Consider the following 19169-nt stretch of genomic DNA (forward strand, 5'->3'; position numbering starts at 1 on the left):
TTCCTTTTTTATAGAAATGTAACAAGCGCGGGTTATGAATAATCCCGCGCTTGTTACATTTCTATTCTTCGCTTTCTTTTTTTGCTTTTCTCAAACAAAAGCATTATTTTTGTGTTTATTTTCAACTCTCCCTCAGTACAACATTCAAAAAAACCGCTCGACAATTATGAAAAAGTACTTCTTTTTCTGCATACTACTATTATTGCCAATTATAGGCATTGCACAAACATACAAATACATCGGTGTGGAAGACGGTTTGAGCAACAGACGGGTATATGCTATTCAAAAGGGACCCAAAGGTTACATGTGGTTTCTTACCCACGACGGCATCGACCGATACAACGGAAAAGAATTCAAGCCGTACAAACTGATGGATGGAGATGAGGAAGTGAATTCCATGATGAACCTGAACTGGCTCTATGTGGATTCCAAAGGAACCATATGGGAAATTGGCAAGAAAGGACGCGTGTTCCGCTATGATACAAAACACGACCGTTTTGTCCTGGTATACAAGCTACCCGAAAGCGAAGTGAAAGGACGTCCAACCCCTATCAGTTACGGTTTTGTGGATGCCAACAGCGTAATATGGCTTTGCAATGAAGATGCCCTATATCTGTACGACAGCAATACCCAGAAGGTGACATTCATTCAAAACGAAATAGGAGAACGAATTACTGATATCGCACAGATTGATTCGACCCACTTCTTCATCGGGACCGACATCGGCATACATTATGCTGAGCTGGCCAACAACACCCTCACCCTCAGTCCCTGCAACCAATTGGACACCTTGAAGATACAAATCAACGAACTATACTATCATAAACCGTCTCACAAGGTTTTTATCGGTACTTTCCAACGGGGAATATTTACCTATGACCTGAATGAGCACAAAGTCATGCATATCCCATCCGGACTGATGGACGTTAGTATTAACTGTATCCGTGCCTACAATAACAATGAAATCCTCATAGCTACAGACGGGGCCGGTGTCTACAAAATGAATACCGATACCTATGAATCTATACCATACATTGTTGCTGACTATAACCGGTACAACTCAATGAACGGAAATACCATCAATGATATCTACATTGACAGTGAACAACGCATCTGGATGGCTAATTATCCCATTGGTATAACTGTACGCAACAACCGATATGCCGATTATCAATGGATAAAACACTCTATCGGCAATAAACAGTCACTCATCAATGACCAGGTAAATGCCATCATTGAAGACCATGACGGCGATTTATGGTTTGCCACCAATAACGGCATCAGCCTTTATTATAGCAAGACGAAACAATGGCATTCTTTTCTCAGCAGTTTCGACACCGCAAGCCATAGTAAAAACCATATCTTCATCTCATTGTGCGAAGTGGAGCCCGGCATCATCTGGGCCGGAGGATATAGTTCCGGCATCTACCAGATCAACAAGAAACTACTGTCCACAGAGTTCTTTACTCCGTCTTTATTCAGTAATCTGAATATCCGGCCGGACAAGTATATCCGTTCCATTATGAAAGATTCTTCAGGAAACATCTGGTCCGGAGGGTATTATAACTTAAAAGAAATAGATTATTCCAGAAAAAATATACGCCATTTCCCGGGCTTGAATGGTATCACTGCCATCATAGAGAAAGACTCCACACATATGTGGATAGGCACTTCCACCGGCTTGTACCTGTTGGAAAAAGCAACCGGTAAGTATACCTATATCCAGATGCCGGTAGAATCCTACTACATCTACTCCCTATGCCAAGCTTCCGACGGAATGCTGTATATCGGTACCAACAATGCCGGTTTACTGGTATATGATACGACCAAAAACACATTCAGACATTATCATAGAGACAACTGCGCCTTGATTTCCAATAATATCTATACACTATTGTCTGATGGTAAAGGAAATATCTTTCTGAGTACAGAACACGGTCTGTCCACCTTCTATCCTGTCGAAGAGACATTCCATAACTGGACCAAAGAACAAGGACTGAAGTCTGACCATTTCAACGCAGCCTCAGGCACCTTGAGGAAAAACGGCAATTTCATTTTCGGCAGTACGGATGGAGCCATAGAATTCAACAAAGACATGATCCTGCCTCGCGACTATAAGTTCAAAATGGTATTCAGTGACCTGCGGGTATTCTATCAGACCGTTTATCCCAAGGATGAAGGTTCTCCACTTATTCTGGATATTGACGAGACAAAAACCTTGCGTTTGAAGTACAATCAGAACATCTTCTCATTGCAGGTCTCAGACATCAACTATGACTATCCTTCCCTAATTCTGTACTCCTGGAAACTGGAAGGCTTCTATGAGGGTTGGAGCCGTCCGGGAGAGGAAAACGTCATCCGTTTTACCAACCTGAGTCCGGGCAACTATACCCTCCGCGTACGTGCCATCTCCAACGAAGACCGTCGTATTGTCCTGGAGGAACGCAGTATGGACATCATTATCGAGCAACCCCTCTGGCTCAGTTTCTGGGCGCTGATACTCTATGCAGTAATTATCATATCCATTGCAAGCATCACTCTGCGAATAATAGTCTTGAGAAAACAGCGGAAAGAATCCGATGAGAAAATACGCTTCTTCGTCAATACGGCGCATGATATACGTACTCCACTGACGCTCATCAAAGCACCCTTGGAAGAAATCACCGAACGCGAGCAACTGACTTCCAGCGGACAGAGCAACATCAATACAGCCCTGCGAAACGTAAATGCCTTGTTGCGCCTGACCACCAACCTTATTAATTTCGAGCGCGCAGACACCTATTCCGGAAGTCTATACGTATCCGAATACGAACTGAGCACATATATGGAAGAGACGATCGATGCTTTCCGTTCATACGCAAACATAAAACACATCAACCTGACCTACGAAAGCAGCTTCCGTTATCTGAACGTATGGTTAGATAAGGACAAGATGGATTCCATTTTGAAAAATATCATATCCAACGCACTGAAATATACACCGGACGGCGGCAATGTACATGTCTTTACTTCCGAGACAGAAGATACCTGGAGTATTGAGGTGAAAGATACCGGTATCGGAATTCCGGCTTCAGAACAGAAAAAGCTGTTCAAGATGCATTTCCGTGGCAGTAATGCTATCAATTCCAAAGTTACCGGCAGCGGCATCGGACTACTTCTGGTAGGGAAACTTGTACACTTACATAAAGGAAAGCTCAACTTCAGCAGCATGGAAGGGAAAGGCTCTTGCATCAAAATCACGTTCCCCAAAGGGAACAAGCATTTCCGCAAAGCAATCCAACGCCCTCAACCCAAAAACGAACGGATTGTTTATTCGGCTTCCGGAGTGCCTATCAATGCCTCTACTACATCATCCCCTGCTTCCAGTGGAATCTACGACAAGACGCAGCAACAGTCACAAAACAACAGTAACCACCAGAAAATTCTTATTGTAGAGGACAATGACGAATTAAGGGAATATCTGCGCAGAACATTGTCTGAACAATACAACATACAAGTATGCTCCAATGGAAAAGAAGCACTGACCATTGTCAAGGAGTATATGCCCAACCTCGTCATTTCAGACATTATGATGCCGGAAATGAGAGGAGACGAATTGTGTCATATCCTGAAGAACGACATCGAGACATCACATATCCCCATCATCCTGCTCACAGCACTGAATACCGACAAGAATATCATCGAGGGACTGCAAAGCGGAGCGGATGAATATATTGTGAAACCCTTCAATATCGGTATATTGCGGGCAAACATTGCCAACCTGCTGACTAACCGGGCACTGTTACGCCACAAATATGCCAGCCTGGACCTGAACGACGAGAAGAACAATACGGATTGCATCAACTGCTCCAACGACTTGGACTGGAAATTCATTGCAACCGTCAAAAAGAGCGTCGAAGACAATATGGACAACCCAAGCTTCAACGTCGACGTGCTCTGCAACCTGCTGAATATGAGTAGGACCAGCTTCTACAATAAGATAAAGGCACTGACCGACCAAGCTCCGGCTGACTACATCCGGCTGATTCGACTGAAACATGCTGCCCAACTTCTGAAAGAACAAAAGCATACCATCACCGAGATTTCAGAGCTGACCGGTTTCAGTGATGCGAAATATTTCCGTGAAGTATTCAAGAAACATTTCAATATGAGCCCAAGCCAGTATGCCAAGAGAGGGAAGGAAGGGAAAGATGATAAAGAAATAAAGTAAATTACAACATTTTGAATATGAATATATATCTTGAAGCATTCTCCATTTTCTTTAAGATAGGAGCCTTTACCATCGGCGGCGGTTATGCTATGGTACCGCTGATAGAAAACGAAATCGTAACCAAACGAAACTGGATAGCCAAAGAAGATTTCATTGACCTGCTTGCTATATCACAGTCCGCTCCGGGCATCCTTGCCGTCAATATATCCATTTTTATAGGGTACCGGCTACGGGGAATACGAGGGAGCATAATCACTGCATTGGGAACCATACTTCCTTCGTTTCTCATCATCCTCGCCATAGCGTTGTTCTTTCACAACTTCAAGGACAACATCATTGTGGAACGTATATTCAAAGGTATTCGCCCGGCAGTGGTTGCATTGATTGCAGCCCCTACATTCAGCATGGCTAAATCGGCCCGGATAAACCGATACAACATATGGATACCGGTGGTTTCAGCACTGCTCATCTGGCTGTTGGGCTTCTCTCCCATCTGGATTATCATTGCGGCAGGTGTAGGAGGATACTGCTTCGGACGTTTTCAACGTCCGAAGAATTAAAAATTAAAGAATTAAAAATTAAAAAGGATAGCAACATTAATCATTAATCACTAACCATTTATCATTAATTACTAATCATGGTTTTCTTACAGTTATTCTATACATTCTTTAAGATTGGGCTTTTCGGCTTTGGTGGCGGATATGCCATGTTGTCTATGATACAAGGTGAAGTAGTTACCCGTTACGGTTGGCTTACAGCGCAGGAATTTACTGATATTGTGGCAATCAGCCAGATGACACCCGGTCCGATAGGAATCAATTCGGCAACTTATGTGGGTTATACTACGATAGCTGATTGCTACGGTACAAGCTATGGTATTTTAGGTTCTATTATTGCTACGTTTGCCGTGGTGCTTCCTTCTTTCCTACTGATGCTGACCATCAGCAAATTCTTTCTGAAATACCAGAAACATCCTTCCGTGGAAGCGGTATTCAGTGGGCTCCGCCCGGCAGTGGTCGGTCTGCTGGCCTCAGCCGCGCTGGTATTGATGAATTCGGAAAACTTCAGTTCTCCCAAAGAAGACATATATTCCTTCGTCATCAGCTGCCTCATCTTCCTCGTGGCATTTATAGGCACAAAGAAATATAAACTGAACCCGATAGGAATGATTGTAGCTTGTGGAATAGCAGGATTGATACTTTATTAGGGATTAAGGATTAAACGTTAATGATTAATCCCTAATCCTTAATCCCTAATTTTTAAAGTTTAATCTTCTTTCCAACGGATTTCGATTCATTATGCAGACGGTCCAAGGCTGTCACCACATAGCGGTACTTTGTCTTTCCGTCTTCGTAAGGAAGTTTATAGAAATTATCGCACGTGATGGCTACAATATGGGAAGGGTCATCTATATTCACTTTCTCTTTGTCATTAAAGCGATAGACCACATATTGGACGGCACGGTTCATTTCCTCTTTATACTTGGGAGCTGTCCAGAAAAGAATATATCCGTCTTCCGTCCACACCGGTTTCATCTTACGTACCTTTGCCGGGGCTTCGTTATCCATGAAATCGAAAACGGGAGGTAGCGCCGGATACTTATGATATTCGGCAATCAGGGCATCGCGATACTTGCCTGCATTCTCTACAACCGCACTGGCAGGCCACTGGCAACTGCCACCGATGGTCTGATAGGCCCGTTGCAAGGCCATTTTGCGAGGAAGCTGATTTATCGACGGGTTCTTGGGGTCGGCATTCTGCACGGTGTTCATCACGGACTGGCCGATAAACAAGGGGCGGTTTTCCGTATTCCTGGCCCACCACTTCACCAGTGTCTCATAGTCGGCAACCGGATGTCCTATATGCCAATAAATCTGCGGAATATTATAGTCTATCCAACCTTCACGGGCCCACAGCAACACGTCCGCATAAAGGTCATCGTAGTTTTGCAGGCCTTTGGTCTTACTGCCAAGCGGGTCACTGCTTTCATTCCGGTAAATGCCAAACGGAGAAACCCCGAACTTCACCCACGGCTTGATTTCACGAATTGTTTCATGCAGTTTCTTAATCAGCACATTCACGTTGCTCCGGCGCCAGTCTCCTTTATTGCTGAAACCTCCGCCAAAACGTGCAAAACTTGCATCGTCAGGGAAATCCTTTCCCTTAATGGGATAAGGATAAAAGTAATCGTCCATATGAATGGCATCCACATCATAGCGGGAAACGATGTCGCTCACCACCATGCAGATGTGCCGGCGGCTCTCAGGCAGTGCCGGGTCAAAATACAACTGGTCGCCATAAGTGACAAACCATTCCGGATGGATATTGTACACATGATTGGGAGCCAACTCACTCTTCAAGGTCGTCTTCGTGCGATACGGATTAATCCATGCATGAAACTCCATACCACGCTTATGGCATTCATCAATCATAAACTGCATAGGGTCCCAATAGGGTTCGGGCTCTTTACCCTGCACTCCGGTAAGGAAACGACTCCACGGTTCCAGTCTGGAAGCATACAGAGCATCCGCTTCGGGACGTACCTGGAAAATTATGGCGTTGATTCCCGCCTTCTGCAAGGAATTCAACTGCCCGATCAGATTCTGCTTCAGTTTTTCGGTCGGCATTCCACGGAACTGTCCGTTTACTGACTGTATCCATGCTGCACGAAATTCACGTTTAGGATAGGCAGACCCGGTCTGCACTTGCGCAAATACTCCTCCCGCCATTAGCAGCAAGAAGAATACACATAAAAGGGATTTTACTCTCATTCTCTAATTACAGCTTTTTAATACTTAAAATAGTTTATAATTAAGGTTTGTCCTTCATCGGCCATTCCACAATAAAGCGGCATCCTCCGCAATAGGTGTCATCCAGATAAATCCGGCCTCCCACCAACTCCATTATCTCATTGGCTATGGCAAGCCCCAATCCGGACCCTTTGGTAAACGTGTCCACTTTATAAAAACGTTCGAAAATACGGTCCGATTCGTCCGGCCTGATGCCTATACCGGTATCCTCTATCACGAAGCGCAATACATGTCGGGACTTATCTTCCTCGCAGGAAACGCGTATATGACCTTCTTCCGTAAACTTCACCGCATTATCCAACAAAGACACCAGCACCATTTTCAGCCATTGCCGGGCTGCATAAAAGGCCATAATGCCGGAAGCAGGCACATATTCCAGTTCAACTCCCGGCTTCAGTTCCGGACGGAAGCCCTCAATACATTCCTTGCAACACGCATCCACTTCTATCTCCTCCCGCGGCATCTCCCACACTCGCGAATCCATATCCGCAATATTGAGTATGTTCTCCATCAGACTCAACAGATATGTATTGTTGCCCTCCACTTGTTCAACATACTCGCGTTTCTCCACATCATCCAGTTTCTCTTGAGCCAGCAAGGTAGAAAAGCCGACGATGGAATTCAACGGAGTACGGATTTCATGGGTGATATGCTGTATAAAGGAACTTTTGACCTGGCTCATTTTTTCCACCGCCCTGCGTGCAGCTTCCAACTTGCGGTTCATGGAGAGGGTGCGGATATACAGATAAGTAATGAGCAGCAAAAGCAACAATACCAGTCCGCCAACGGCCAAGGCTATCATCAGTCGTTCCTTGTTCAATCTGGCACTCAGCTCCAGCTTCTCCATCTTCAACCGGTCCACCTCAAACTGTGCCGTATATTTGCTTAGCTTGTCATCCATTTCTGCCGTACGCACGGAGTCACTCACGGCGGCATATCTGGCATAACTGCGGCAAGCCGCACGATAATCGCCCAACTGTTCCTGCAGTTCTCCTTTCATATAATGGTTATAAGGATAGCAAAGCCCCAGTGAATGCTGATAATCCATGAGTGAATCCACGTAAGCAATGTTACCTTTCAAATCACCGAGGATACGGCAACACATTATCTTATAGCCAAACCATGCTTCGGGCGTCGAGCTCTCCGGATGTTGACGGTAGAAGCGGTCGGTCTCCTCAATATAAGGCTCAGTAGCCTTTCTACCTTCATTGGCCAATAAGCCTATAACCCTGAATTCACAGAAACGCAGGTGCAGGGAAGGGGCTATGCTGACTTGTTTACGGTCCAGTTTGTCCTCCAGTTGCGACAATTTACTCAGATACTCGCCGGCTTCTGCATACTCACTGCGTGAAAGATAAGTCTGGATAATATTAAGCAACACCACGTATGCGTCACGATAATAGCTGCCTTCCTCGAAAAGTTTCAGTGCATTGTTGTAATTCTCTATACACAGTTTTACGTTGTTTCCAAAGACCCGATGGTTATACCCGATGCACATTTCGCCACATGCCAATCCGTATTTGTCCCGGGCTTGCTCGGCATCCTGATGGAGCCTGACGGTTTCAGCCATCGCCTCCTCCTGCATACCTTTCTCCGTCATACGCTGAATGTACTGCCGCCACGCCATATACCGGTCTCGTATCCGTTGGTATTTCCGGCACCAGTCCATATATTCATAGGTTGCGGCTTTCAATTGGTCAATGTCCCCCAACTGATAATAATGAGAAATCAAGTTGTTATGGGCATCACTAATCTGTACCGTATCGTTCAGTTCGCGGGCAAGTTTTATCCACCGGGCATTGATGGAAGGCAATCGGTCTTGTCCCAACACTTTCTGCGCACTATCTGCCAGAGCTTTCATCTCTCCATAAGGGTCTTCGGCATGCAGGATTGAGGGGCATAAACCTAACACCAGCACAACAAGAAGCCATTTTATATTACGCTTTACCATGTTCGGACATTAAAAGGAGTCGGATGCGAATTTAGTGCTTTTATTTAATGTAAATTAGCAGTCATCCTAAAGTATAACAAATCTTAACCTTGCCTATCTGATACGATTTTTCCAGCAGGTTCGTTTTATTCTACCCCGGTTTGCATTATCTTTGCAAATCCTAAATCACATAAGTGACTTTTATATGGCAGAAAATACATCGATTATCATAAAGGGAGCCCGTGTCAATAACCTCAAGAACATTGACGTAGAGATTCCCCGTAACAAACTCGTAGTCATCACCGGACTGTCCGGTTCCGGAAAATCCTCACTTGCTTTCGATACATTATATGCCGAGGGGCAGCGCCGCTACGTGGAGAGCTTGAGCAGTTATGCCCGCCAGTTTTTGGGACGTATGAGCAAGCCTGAATGCGATTTCATCAAAGGGATTCCACCTGCCATTGCCATTGAGCAGAAAGTAAGCAGCCGTAACCCACGGTCCACCGTGGGTACCTCCACTGAAATATACGAATATCTGCGGTTGCTCTACGCACGTGTCGGTAAGACCTTCAGCCCGGTCAGCGGACAAGAAGTGAAGAAACACTCGGCAGAAGATATCGTGAAGTGCATGCTGGAATATCCGGAAGGAACCAAGTATACCGTGCTCGCCCCGATATTGCTGCGCGAAGACCGCACGCTGCAACAACAACTGGAGATAGACATGAAGCAAGGTTTCACCCGTCTGGAAGTGAACGGTGAAATGATGCGCATCGACGAATACAAGCCGAAAGCCGGAGACACAGTTTTTCTGTTGATTGACCGTATGACAGCCTCTTCAGAAAAGGATTCCGTCAGCCGCCTCACCGACTCGGCCGAAACAGCCATGTATGAAGGAGACGGTGCCTGCCTGCTGCGTTTCTACCAGCCCGACGGGAGTACCTGCCTCTATCGTTTCAGCACCAAGTTCGAGGCAGACGGCATCACCTTCGAAGAACCGAACGACCAGATGTTCTCCTTCAACTCTCCCATCGGTGCATGCCCCGTATGCGAGGGATTCGGGAAAGTCATCGGCATCGACGAGCATCTCGTGATACCCGACCGCTCCTTGTCCGTCTATGATGGAGCCGTTGTATGCTGGCGGGGCGAAAAGATGGGCGAATGGAGGGATATGGTGATACACGGAGCCGAGAAAGCCGGCTTCCCCATCTTCACTCCCTATTATGAACTGACCGACGAGCAACGCCGGATGCTGTGGGAAGGGACACCCTACTTTGAGGGCATCAACGCCTTCTTCAAGATGGTGCAGGAAAATCAGTACAAGATACAATACCGTGTGATGCTGGCACGCTACCGCGGAAAGACGCTCTGCCCCAAATGCCACGGCACCCGCCTGAAGCCCGAAGCAAACTACGTACGCGTGGGAGGACGCAACATCTCCGAACTGGTAGATTTGCCCATCACTGAGTTGAAGCTCTTCTTCGACAACCTGCAACTGGACCCGCATGACGCCGACATAGCCCGCCGCATCCTGACAGAAATCAACAGCCGCATCCAGTTCCTATTGGATGTCGGTCTGGGATACCTCACGCTGAACCGCCTCAGCAACTCGCTCTCCGGCGGTGAAAGCCAGCGAATCAACCTTGCCACTTCACTGGGTAGCAGCTTAGTGGGCAGCCTGTATATTCTTGACGAACCGAGCATCGGCCTGCATAGCCGCGATACGGACAAACTGATACACGTGCTCCGCCAGCTGCAACAGTTGGGCAATACGGTAGTGGTAGTGGAACACGACGAAGAGATTATCCGCGCTGCCGACTATATCATCGACATCGGTCCCCGGGCAGGCCGCTTGGGAGGAGAGGTGGTCTATCAGGGAGACATGAAAGACCTTCAGAAAAACAGTGACAGTTATACCGTGCGCTATCTGCTGGGGGAAGAGACAATCCCACTGCCGGAACACCGCCGCCCGTGGAACAACTATATAGAAATAAAGGGGGCCCGCGAAAACAACCTGAAGGGTGTAGAGGCACGGTTCCCGCTGAATGTAATGACCGTAGTCACCGGTGTCAGCGGTTCGGGCAAGAGTACGCTGGTACGCGACATCTTCTACCGCGCCTTGAAACGGGAGTTGGATGAATGCAACGAACGTCCGGGCGAGTTCACTTCCATTGGAGGAGACTTGCAGAACCTGCGCAATGTAGAGTTTGTTGACCAGAATCCTATCGGGAAGTCATCGAGAAGTAACCCCGTGACCTACATCAAGGCCTACGATGAAATCCGTAAACTATGGGCAGACCAACCGCTTGCCAAGCAGATGGGATACAGTGCCGGATACTTCAGCTTCAACAGCGAAGGCGGCCGTTGCGAGGAATGCAAGGGTGAAGGCACCATCACGGTGGAGATGCAATTCATGGCAGACCTTGTACTGGAATGCGAATCCTGCCACGGCAAACGCTTCAAGGCGGACACGCTGGAAGTGAAGTTCCACGACATGAATATCTACGACGTATTGGAGATGACCGTAAACCAAGCCATCGAATTCTTTACGCAACACGGACAGAAAAAGATTGTGAAGAAGCTGCAACCCTTGCAGGATGTAGGTTTGGGATATATCAAACTGGGGCAAGCCTCCTCCACCCTCTCCGGTGGAGAGAACCAGCGCGTGAAACTCGCCTTCTACCTCAGCCAGGAGAAAGCAGACCCGACCATGTTCATCTTCGATGAACCGACCACCGGACTACACTTCCATGACATCAAGAAACTGCTCGAAGCCTTCGATGCCCTGATACGCCGCGGGCACAGCATTGTCATCATCGAACATAATCTGGATGTGGTGAAGTGTGCGGACCATGTGATAGACCTGGGGCCCGAAGGAGGGGACAAAGGAGGAAACATCGTAGCTACCGGTACACCGGAGGAAGTGGCGAAGTGTGCGGCAAGTTATACGGGACAATTCTTGCAAGAGAAATTACACCCCTCGCTTCCTTAAATAGAACACAGAGGCACGGAGACACAGAGATATTAAATTCAAGGAAAAAGAATAAAACTCTATGCCTCCGTGTCTTTGTGCTTAATCTTACCGGTGCTACTACTCCAATTTAAAAGTAACCGGAAAAGTAAATTCCACCTTCACGGCTTTACCCTGCTGCATCCCCGGTTTCCATTGTGGCATCAATCCTACAATCCGTAATGCTTCCTCATCCAAGGCAGGATACCTGCTGCGCATAATAACGGGGTCCGTCACACGACCATTCTCGTCAATCACCACGCTGACAGCAACTCTTCCTTGAATGCCATTCTTACGGGCTTCTTCCGGATAACGGATATTCTTTTGAATAAAATCCATTAAGGCTTTCATACCTCCCGGAAACTCGGGCATCACTTCCATTACTTTATAGACCGGTTCTTCCATTGGCTCTTCCGTTATCAATTGTGGGCTCCCGCCCTTCCCTGCATCCGAAACATAAGGGGAAAGAGATGTCTTTTCCGCCGTTCTCCATTCTTCCTCATTGTCCGTCAGTCTGAACTCAGCCATCATCAAGACAGGTTTCCTCCTGATGGTTATCTCATAAAAGTAACGGTAGCGTCCCGGCTTGTTGGGATGCACATCCGGATAAAGGGAGGCTTTCATAACCCTTTCCTCCCCATCTCGCAGCACATAGGCGATGTCCCAAAAGGCAGCGTTTATCGGCAATTCCCGCCAAGTACCTTTTTCGTCTTCGAACGTCAAGTAGTAATGCTCGCCGCAGATCAAATCTCCGCCGCTGTGATTGCTGAGGATGAATGTCGCATGGAGAGCTTTCGTTGAAAAGACCGGATATTCGGGACGGATATAGATGCCACGAATATGGTTCCTGCCTACTCTCTCGTTGATGACGGGGACTTCTACACCATGAAAACAGAAAACGGGGGAGTCCATTATCTTCTCCCGGAACTCTTTCTGCCGCTCGGGAGTATTCACCATCAAATCTATATCGATGCAATGCAACCCCACCCCATATCCGGTCACATTCCTCTGAATGTGTGTATATGGTGTATTATTCAATCTTTTTCTCAGTTCTTCGTGAATGGCAAGCAATTGTCTTTGCAAGTAGTCACCATCATCCGCAATCCCTATCTTGAGGCTATCGCTCACTGTTTTTTTTCCCACCCCTTGGTCTATCCTTACTGTATCTATGGAATCTTCAGACATTTCCATGCGTTCCGTCTTATTCATTCGGCAAGATGACAAGCAGCAAAGCAATAAGGTAATACAAACTCTATTCATGGCATTTTGCTTTTAGGATTCATACTTCGAGTATAAATATAAGGATTTTTGCTATAATGTTCAAAACCAGCCTCTACTTTCATTAACATATAAAAAGTTTCACGTTATCCAGGCAACCAACAAATATCCACTTTTATAGTGGAATATTGGAGATATACATTACCTTTGCACAATGAAAACAATCTAAAAACAATGGAAATACACTTTGATAAGGAATACTTGCAACAACTATATGAGGAAGGAAAAACAAAGGATAAGAAATATCGCTTTCAGCCTCAAATGGTGAAACGATATCAGTTGCGCATAAAGACCTTGGAATACGTTCAAAATATCGAAGAGCTTTACGCCATTCGGTCGTTTCATTACGAAGTATTGAAAGGAGATAAAGCAGGTATTTCTTCCATTAGAGTAAATGACCAATACCGCATAGAATTCACAGTAAAGCAGAGTACATCTGAAACCGTAGTGACAATATGTAATATCCTGGAATTTATAAATGATTATGAATATGGGAAATTATAAATGCCAACGCCCTATACATCCGGGTGAATTACTCAAAGAAGAGGTGGAAAATAGAAAATTACCCCAAACTAAGCTTGCTGCACAAACCGGCATCTCATATAAGGTACTAAACGACATCTTGAACTGTCGACGTCCCCTCACAACATCTACAGCATTGCTCTTTGAAGCAGCCTTGGGAATCAGTGCCAGCTTGCTGATGCGAATGCAGCTAGACTATAACATGCAATTGGCTGAAAGTGACCAAACACTCATGGAGCGCTTGAAACAAGTTAGAAAATATGCAGCATTGCTCTAAGCAAAACGTTACTGCAAAACCACTGCATATCTTTTGCAGTACTGCTGCAAACCTATTACAGTGCCACTGTACATTAGTTGCAGAGCTGCTGCAAACATTTATGCAGTGCCACTGCAACACATTTACAGCGGCACTGCAAAAAAACTTGCAGTAGCAGGAAAATAAGATTAGAAATAGAATCCGAAACCTACCTTCAGACCGAATTTAGAACGGTCGCTATTGACGTTCCAGTAAGCTGCAGGTTCGATGGTCACCGTGCGGGTCAGGAAGAACGCATAACCGGCTTCCAGACCGAAAGAGAACTTGGTATCATCCAAATCATGTCCCCAATCCCAACGGTCCACATTGACATCGGCACCCAGATACACGCCAATCTTGTCGAAATAATAACGTCCACCTACACCCAGCGTATAGACATCGAGGTCAGACCCTCCGGTATTCCAAGCAGCCCCGGCATGCACCAGCAAGGCGATGTTGTCGAGCAGGAAAGCACCTCCCTTGGCTTCAAGGCCAAAACTTGTCTTGTCGGTTCCCGTGTCATGAGAAAATTCCAAACCGGTGATGGACGGGTTCAAAATCCACTTACCTTTTTCAAACTGTGCCTGAGCTGCCACTGTGACAACAAGCAAGCAAACGAATAATGCCAGTTTTTTCATCTTGTTCTGTTTTTTGAGTAAATAATCAATGTTGTTTATTGTCTTCTTCGAATCGCTTGCGTTGCAGCGCCTCCTTCTTGCGAAGCACCAGCCACAGCACAAATACAATGAGGTACGAAGCAGCTACGGTGACATACTTCTCAGTATCGCTGATTTCCGTATTGCGGGGAAGGAAATAAGCGGCAGTAGCAGAAACGTAAATAAGCAGGGCCAACGTGAGCCCGGTAGATTTCTTGATTTTCTTCATTACCAAAGTTTTTTAGTCGTCTTAAAATACTAAATATTAAACCAAATAGCAGCCAGCACAACAGCTATCAAGGCTATGCCCAGCGCATAATTCGGACCGAGCCCGAAACCTTCGGGAGCAATGCAGATGTAAGTGGTACACACAGCCGTCATGAATAATGCCGGGAAATAGGTGACGTAATAATAACGTCCTTTCTTCTCGCGTACCAGATAGACCGTAATGGCCCACAACGTAAAGACGGACAGAGTCTGATTGGCCCAGGCAAAATAACGCCAAATCATATCAAATCCATCCTTGTCCCGCAGGCTGTAAAGCAACAAGCTAATGGCTACCAGGAACATCGGGATGCATATATATAAACGGCGACGCATGGATTTTTGTTCCATTCCCAAGAAATCCGCCACAATGAGGCGCGCTGAACGGAAAGCCGTGTCGCCACTGGTAATAGGCGCGGCAATAACACCCAGAATAGCCAATACGCCACCTACGGCACCCAGCCAGTCTTTTGTAATGGCGTCTACAATGATAGAGGCATTCGTCTCCCCCATCCCGTTCTCGTGGAAGAAATAAGTGGCGGCGGCAGCCCATATCAGAGCTACAATGCCTTCGGTTATCATTGCCCCATAGAAAACGGGGCGTCCGTGGCGCTCGCTTGTCATGCAACGTGCCATCAGCGGACTCTGCGTGGCATGGAAGCCACTGATGGCACCGCAGGCAATGCTGACGAACATGATGGGGAAGATGGGCAATGCAACCGCATCGGGATGCGTGTTCTGCAATCCGTCCCATATCTCCGGCAATACAGGATGGTTGACGTAAAGCATTACCAGAATACCGACCGCCATGAACAGCAGGGCAACGGCGAACAGTGGGTATATCTTACCGATAATCTTATCTACCGGCAGCAAAGTGGCAAAGATATAATAAGCGAAAACAACAATAATCCAGAAGGTGGTATCCAAGCTGTCGGGGGTCAACTTGGCAAGCAGTCCGGCCGGCCCTGCCACAAAGACAGCTCCCACCAATATCATCAGGATGACGGTAAAGCCGCGCATCACCTGCTTAGTGGTCAGCCCCAGATAGCGTCCGATGATTTCCGGCAGGCTTTCCCCGTCATGCCGCAAGGAGAGCATACCGGCAAGATAGTCGTGCACTGCACCGGCAAAGATACTGCCAAGTACAATCCACAGATAGGATGCCGTACCGAACTTAGCTCCCATGATGGCACCGAAGATAGGTCCCAACCCGGCAATATTGAGAAACTGTATCATAAAGATTTTCCAAGTAGGCAGTGGAATGTAATCCACACCATCGGCTTTGGTAAGGGCGGGTGTTTTGCGGTCATCGGGACCAAAGACGCGTTCTATGAAGCGTCCGTAGATAAAATAGCCGGCTATCAACGCCAGCAGGCAAAGCGTAAATGTAATCATGGCGTGTTAATATCTTTAATGTATGCAAATGTAACAGTTTCCAAGTAAACAGCATAAAATAATCGGGTGTTTTGCTTATCTTCGCAGAGAAATATGACAGAAATAAAGAAGAAAAGAGAAAAATGAAACGGATTATTTCCATTTTACTATATATGGCAGTCCTGCTGCCGCTTGCCGCACAACCGCCCAAGCACGAAGTGCGTGCCGCCTGGATAACCGCTGTCTACGGGCTGGACTGGCCGCGGACACGCGCCACTTCGCGCGAAAGCATCCGCAAGCAACAGGCCGAACTGATTGAAATATTGGACAGACTGAAAGCCGCCAATTTCAACACAGTACTGTTCCAGACCCGTACACGGGGAGATGTCCTCTACAAATCAGCCATCGAGCCCTACAACTCCATACTGACCGGAAAGGTGGGCGGTGACCCCGGCTACGATCCGCTGGCTTTTGCCATAGCCGAATGCCACAAGCGCGGTATGGAGTGCCATGCCTGGATGGTGACCATCCCTCTGGGCAACCGCAAGCATGTAGCCGCCCTCGGTAAAGAGTCCGTCACCAAAAAGAAACGCGCCATCTGCGTACCCTACAAACGCGAATACTTCCTGAATCCCGGACATCCGCAAACCAAAGAGTACCTGATGAGCCTTGTCCGCGAAGTGGTGGAACGCTACGATGTAGACGGGATACACTTCGACTACCTGCGCTATCCGGAAAACGCCCCCCGTTTTCCCGACAGCTACGACTACCGCAAATACAGCAAAGGACGCAGCCTTGCCCAATGGCGCAGAGACAACCTGACGGAAATAGTACGCTATATATATAAAGGTGTAAAAGCCATGAAACCCTGGGTAAAGGTCAGCACCTGCCCGGTAGGAAAATACAAAGACACTTCCCGCTACCCCTCCCGTGGCTGGAATGCCTTCCACACCGTCTATCAAGACGTGCAGGGTTGGCTGGGCGAGGGCATCCAGGACCAGATTTATCCGATGCTCTATTTCCGTGGCAATCATTTCTATCCCTTTGCCCTCGACTGGCAGGAACAAAGTAACGGACGCCAAATCATTCCCGGTCTGGGCATCTACTTCCTCGACCCCAGCGAAGGGAACTGGACGCTGGACGAGATTGAACGGCAGATGCACTTTATCCGCGCCCACGGTCTGGCGGGCGAGGCACACTACCGCGTGAAGTATCTGATGGACAATACGCAAGGGCTTTATGATGCGCTGGAAGAAGACTTCTATACCGCCCCGGCCCTGCAACCCGCCATGCCGTGGATAGACAATGTAGCTCCTACACCTCCCTCCGGACTCACGGTGGAAACACCGGAAAACGGCTATTGGAAACTAAGCTGGCAACCCGCCACGGACAATGACAAGCGGAATGCTCCGATGTATGTAATCTACGGTTCGGACACTTATCCCGTAGATACCTCCAATCCGGAGAATATCCTGGCACAACGAGTACAAGGCACGGAATATACCTATGCCCCCATCCGCCCGTGGACTGCCCGAAAATATTTTACCGTGACAGCCATAGACCGTTGCGGAAACGAAAGCGAAGCTATTCAGCAGCAGTGACACAGACAAAAGCCCGGTAACGGCTCTTCGGAGTGACCGGTACCAGAGGCAGATAGCCGGAAACAACCCTGCCGTCCTTCACCACCAGCGGATAGCTTTGCATATCCTGCTCATGCCGCTCCATCAAAGCTTCATGGGTCGGAAAACAATCAATGGAGAAACGTCCCTCCCCACCGAGGACAATGAAATGATCACTAAGCACATGGGAAACGATTCCCATATTCATCCGTAGATTTATTTCGACATGGGGGTTGATGGCATACGGATGCCCTTCCTTCTGACGGCAGACCATCATGTCCACACCCAAGAAACCCATATAAGATGTAGCATAACTCGTTTCCAATGCTTTCTGCATCATATTGCGTATGCGTACAAATGCTTCAAAGGGTACATATTGCTGAATCCATTCCTCCACTTGCTCATCCGAAGTAAGGATATTACCACGATATGCCCCTTTGTCATCCGTAACAAAACGGGAATAGCCGACAAAAAGAAGCTTTCCCCGACCATCCGAATAAAATTCCATGGCAAAGTCTTCCACCTTATCAAATATAGGCTCCATCACAAAACCTCTATTTTCTTTCAGCGCCCTACTACACCAATCGGAAACATTTTTCGTAAAGCCATGACGGCACCAACACAATCCCTTTCCACTTCCCGACCAAAGTGATTTGAACACACATCCCTCCTTGTAACGATCAACAATATCCGGAGAGATATCCGTCATTCTACCATCAGCCTCCACCAAGCAACAACCGTCACCACAAGTATAATCTATTTTATTGAAATAGAAAAGTGCGCGAAAAGCCAAAGCGTTACTACGGGCAGCCTTCATGCGATATTTATCCAAAGCATCCGGCGTAGGAAGATTTTTTTCCAGAACACCGCCTTTCAACATCCGTTTACGGATAGCGGGGTTCCATCCCCAAGGCATTACCCGCACATCAGCATAATCGGGCAGCTCCGGCTCTGTCACCAAATGCACATCCAGCCGGAACAACTGTTGCATCTGTTTCAGATAATCTGCATTATAGGCGGAAGAGGCCAGTACCCCACTACCCGGCTGGGCATACCAAATCGGCAACAAAGCCAAGTCTTCAGCCATACGGCGGATGGTAGCGGGCGCCATATAATTTTCTTCATTATTTCCCAATGCCATATCTGCATCAGGATTGAACACATAAAGTTTCATCTTTCAAATGTTAACCAATTACTCACGTTT

Annotated in this window: 14 protein-coding genes; 7 read left to right on the forward strand and 7 right to left on the reverse strand. The window is 47.1% G+C overall.

The genetic code is table 11. The annotated features are described in order from the left end of the window. The first annotated feature begins 166 nt into the window (after positions 1–166). The 3 genes from DXD78_RS09525 to DXD78_RS09535 all read left to right on the forward strand — a co-directional run bounded on the left by DXD78_RS09525 (position 167) and on the right by DXD78_RS09535 (position 5417). A complete protein-coding gene (locus tag DXD78_RS09525) occupies positions 167–4210 on the forward strand; it encodes a two-component regulator propeller domain-containing protein (protein ID WP_009036560.1) in 4044 nt (1347 codons plus the stop codon). 17 nt (positions 4211–4227) lie between these two features. Continuing rightward, positions 4228–4770: a chromate transporter gene (locus DXD78_RS09530; RefSeq protein WP_034528571.1), complete on the forward strand. Its 543-nt coding sequence runs from the start codon at positions 4228–4230 to the stop codon at positions 4768–4770. A 77-nt stretch (positions 4771–4847) separates the two neighbouring features. Then, positions 4848–5417: a chromate transporter gene (locus tag DXD78_RS09535; RefSeq protein ID WP_005835643.1), complete on the forward strand. Its 570-nt coding sequence runs from the start codon at positions 4848–4850 to the stop codon at positions 5415–5417. Between the two features lie 52 nt (positions 5418–5469). Here the strand turns inward: DXD78_RS09535 and DXD78_RS09540 are convergent, their stop codons facing one another. Further along, entirely contained in the window at positions 5470–6981 is a 1512-nt protein-coding gene (locus DXD78_RS09540) for a glycoside hydrolase family 10 protein (RefSeq protein ID WP_117652690.1), read from the reverse strand. Positions 6982–7021: 40 nt separating this feature from the next. After that, positions 7022–8971: a sensor histidine kinase KdpD gene (locus DXD78_RS09545; RefSeq protein WP_009036557.1), complete on the reverse strand. Its 1950-nt coding sequence runs from the start codon at positions 8969–8971 to the stop codon at positions 7022–7024. 184 nt (positions 8972–9155) lie between these two features. On the opposite strand from DXD78_RS09545, the gene uvrA reads away from it, so the two are divergent. Beyond that, positions 9156–11939, forward strand: coding sequence for an excinuclease ABC subunit UvrA (gene uvrA / locus DXD78_RS09550; protein ID WP_009036556.1), 2784 nt, complete (start codon positions 9156–9158; stop codon positions 11937–11939). A gap of 99 nt (positions 11940–12038) precedes the next feature. Here the strand turns inward: uvrA and DXD78_RS09555 are convergent, their stop codons facing one another. Beyond that, entirely contained in the window at positions 12039–13217 is a 1179-nt protein-coding gene (locus DXD78_RS09555) for an energy transducer TonB (protein ID WP_009036555.1), read from the reverse strand. 192 nt (positions 13218–13409) lie between these two features. On the opposite strand from DXD78_RS09555, the gene DXD78_RS09560 reads away from it, so the two are divergent. Both DXD78_RS09560 and DXD78_RS09565 read left to right on the forward strand, forming a co-directional pair. Continuing rightward, positions 13410–13739 (forward strand): type II toxin-antitoxin system RelE/ParE family toxin, encoded by a 330-nt coding sequence (locus tag DXD78_RS09560; RefSeq protein ID WP_009036554.1) that lies wholly within the window; start codon positions 13410–13412, stop codon positions 13737–13739. Then, a complete protein-coding gene (locus DXD78_RS09565; protein WP_172679934.1) occupies positions 13726–14034 on the forward strand; it encodes a HigA family addiction module antitoxin in 309 nt (102 codons plus the stop codon). The genes DXD78_RS09560 and DXD78_RS09565 overlap by 14 nt, the downstream gene beginning before the upstream one ends. 167 nt (positions 14035–14201) lie before the next feature. Here the strand turns inward: DXD78_RS09565 and DXD78_RS09575 are convergent, their stop codons facing one another. From DXD78_RS09575 to DXD78_RS09585, 3 genes are read right to left on the reverse strand one after another with little or no spacing between them, the layout of a single operon-like run. After that, on the reverse strand, positions 14202–14690 hold the full coding sequence (locus DXD78_RS09575; protein ID WP_005826298.1) for an outer membrane beta-barrel protein: 489 nt from the start codon (positions 14688–14690) through the stop codon (positions 14202–14204). A gap of 25 nt (positions 14691–14715) precedes the next feature. Continuing rightward, the gene (locus DXD78_RS09580; RefSeq protein WP_005826297.1) at positions 14716–14937 is read right to left on the reverse strand and encodes a hypothetical protein; all 222 of its coding nucleotides are present in this window, start codon (positions 14935–14937) and stop codon (positions 14716–14718) included. 29 nt (positions 14938–14966) lie between these two features. Continuing rightward, positions 14967–16367, reverse strand: coding sequence for a carbon starvation protein A (locus tag DXD78_RS09585; protein WP_009036552.1), 1401 nt, complete (start codon positions 16365–16367; stop codon positions 14967–14969). A gap of 122 nt (positions 16368–16489) precedes the next feature. Between DXD78_RS09585 and DXD78_RS09590 the strand changes: the two genes are divergently transcribed. Next, on the forward strand, positions 16490–17947 hold the full coding sequence (locus DXD78_RS09590) for a glycoside hydrolase family 10 protein (RefSeq protein WP_227741062.1): 1458 nt from the start codon (positions 16490–16492) through the stop codon (positions 17945–17947). Here DXD78_RS09590 and DXD78_RS09595 read toward each other — a convergent pair. Next, positions 17931–19139 (reverse strand): hypothetical protein, encoded by a 1209-nt coding sequence (locus DXD78_RS09595; RefSeq protein ID WP_009036550.1) that lies wholly within the window; start codon positions 19137–19139, stop codon positions 17931–17933. The genes DXD78_RS09590 and DXD78_RS09595 overlap by 17 nt on opposite strands. Between the last annotated feature and the right edge of the window lie 30 nt (positions 19140–19169).

Source organism: Bacteroides sp. D20 (genome assembly GCF_003436255.1).
In the GTDB taxonomy this organism is placed as follows: Bacteria; Bacteroidota; Bacteroidia; order Bacteroidales; family Bacteroidaceae; genus Bacteroides; species Bacteroides uniformis.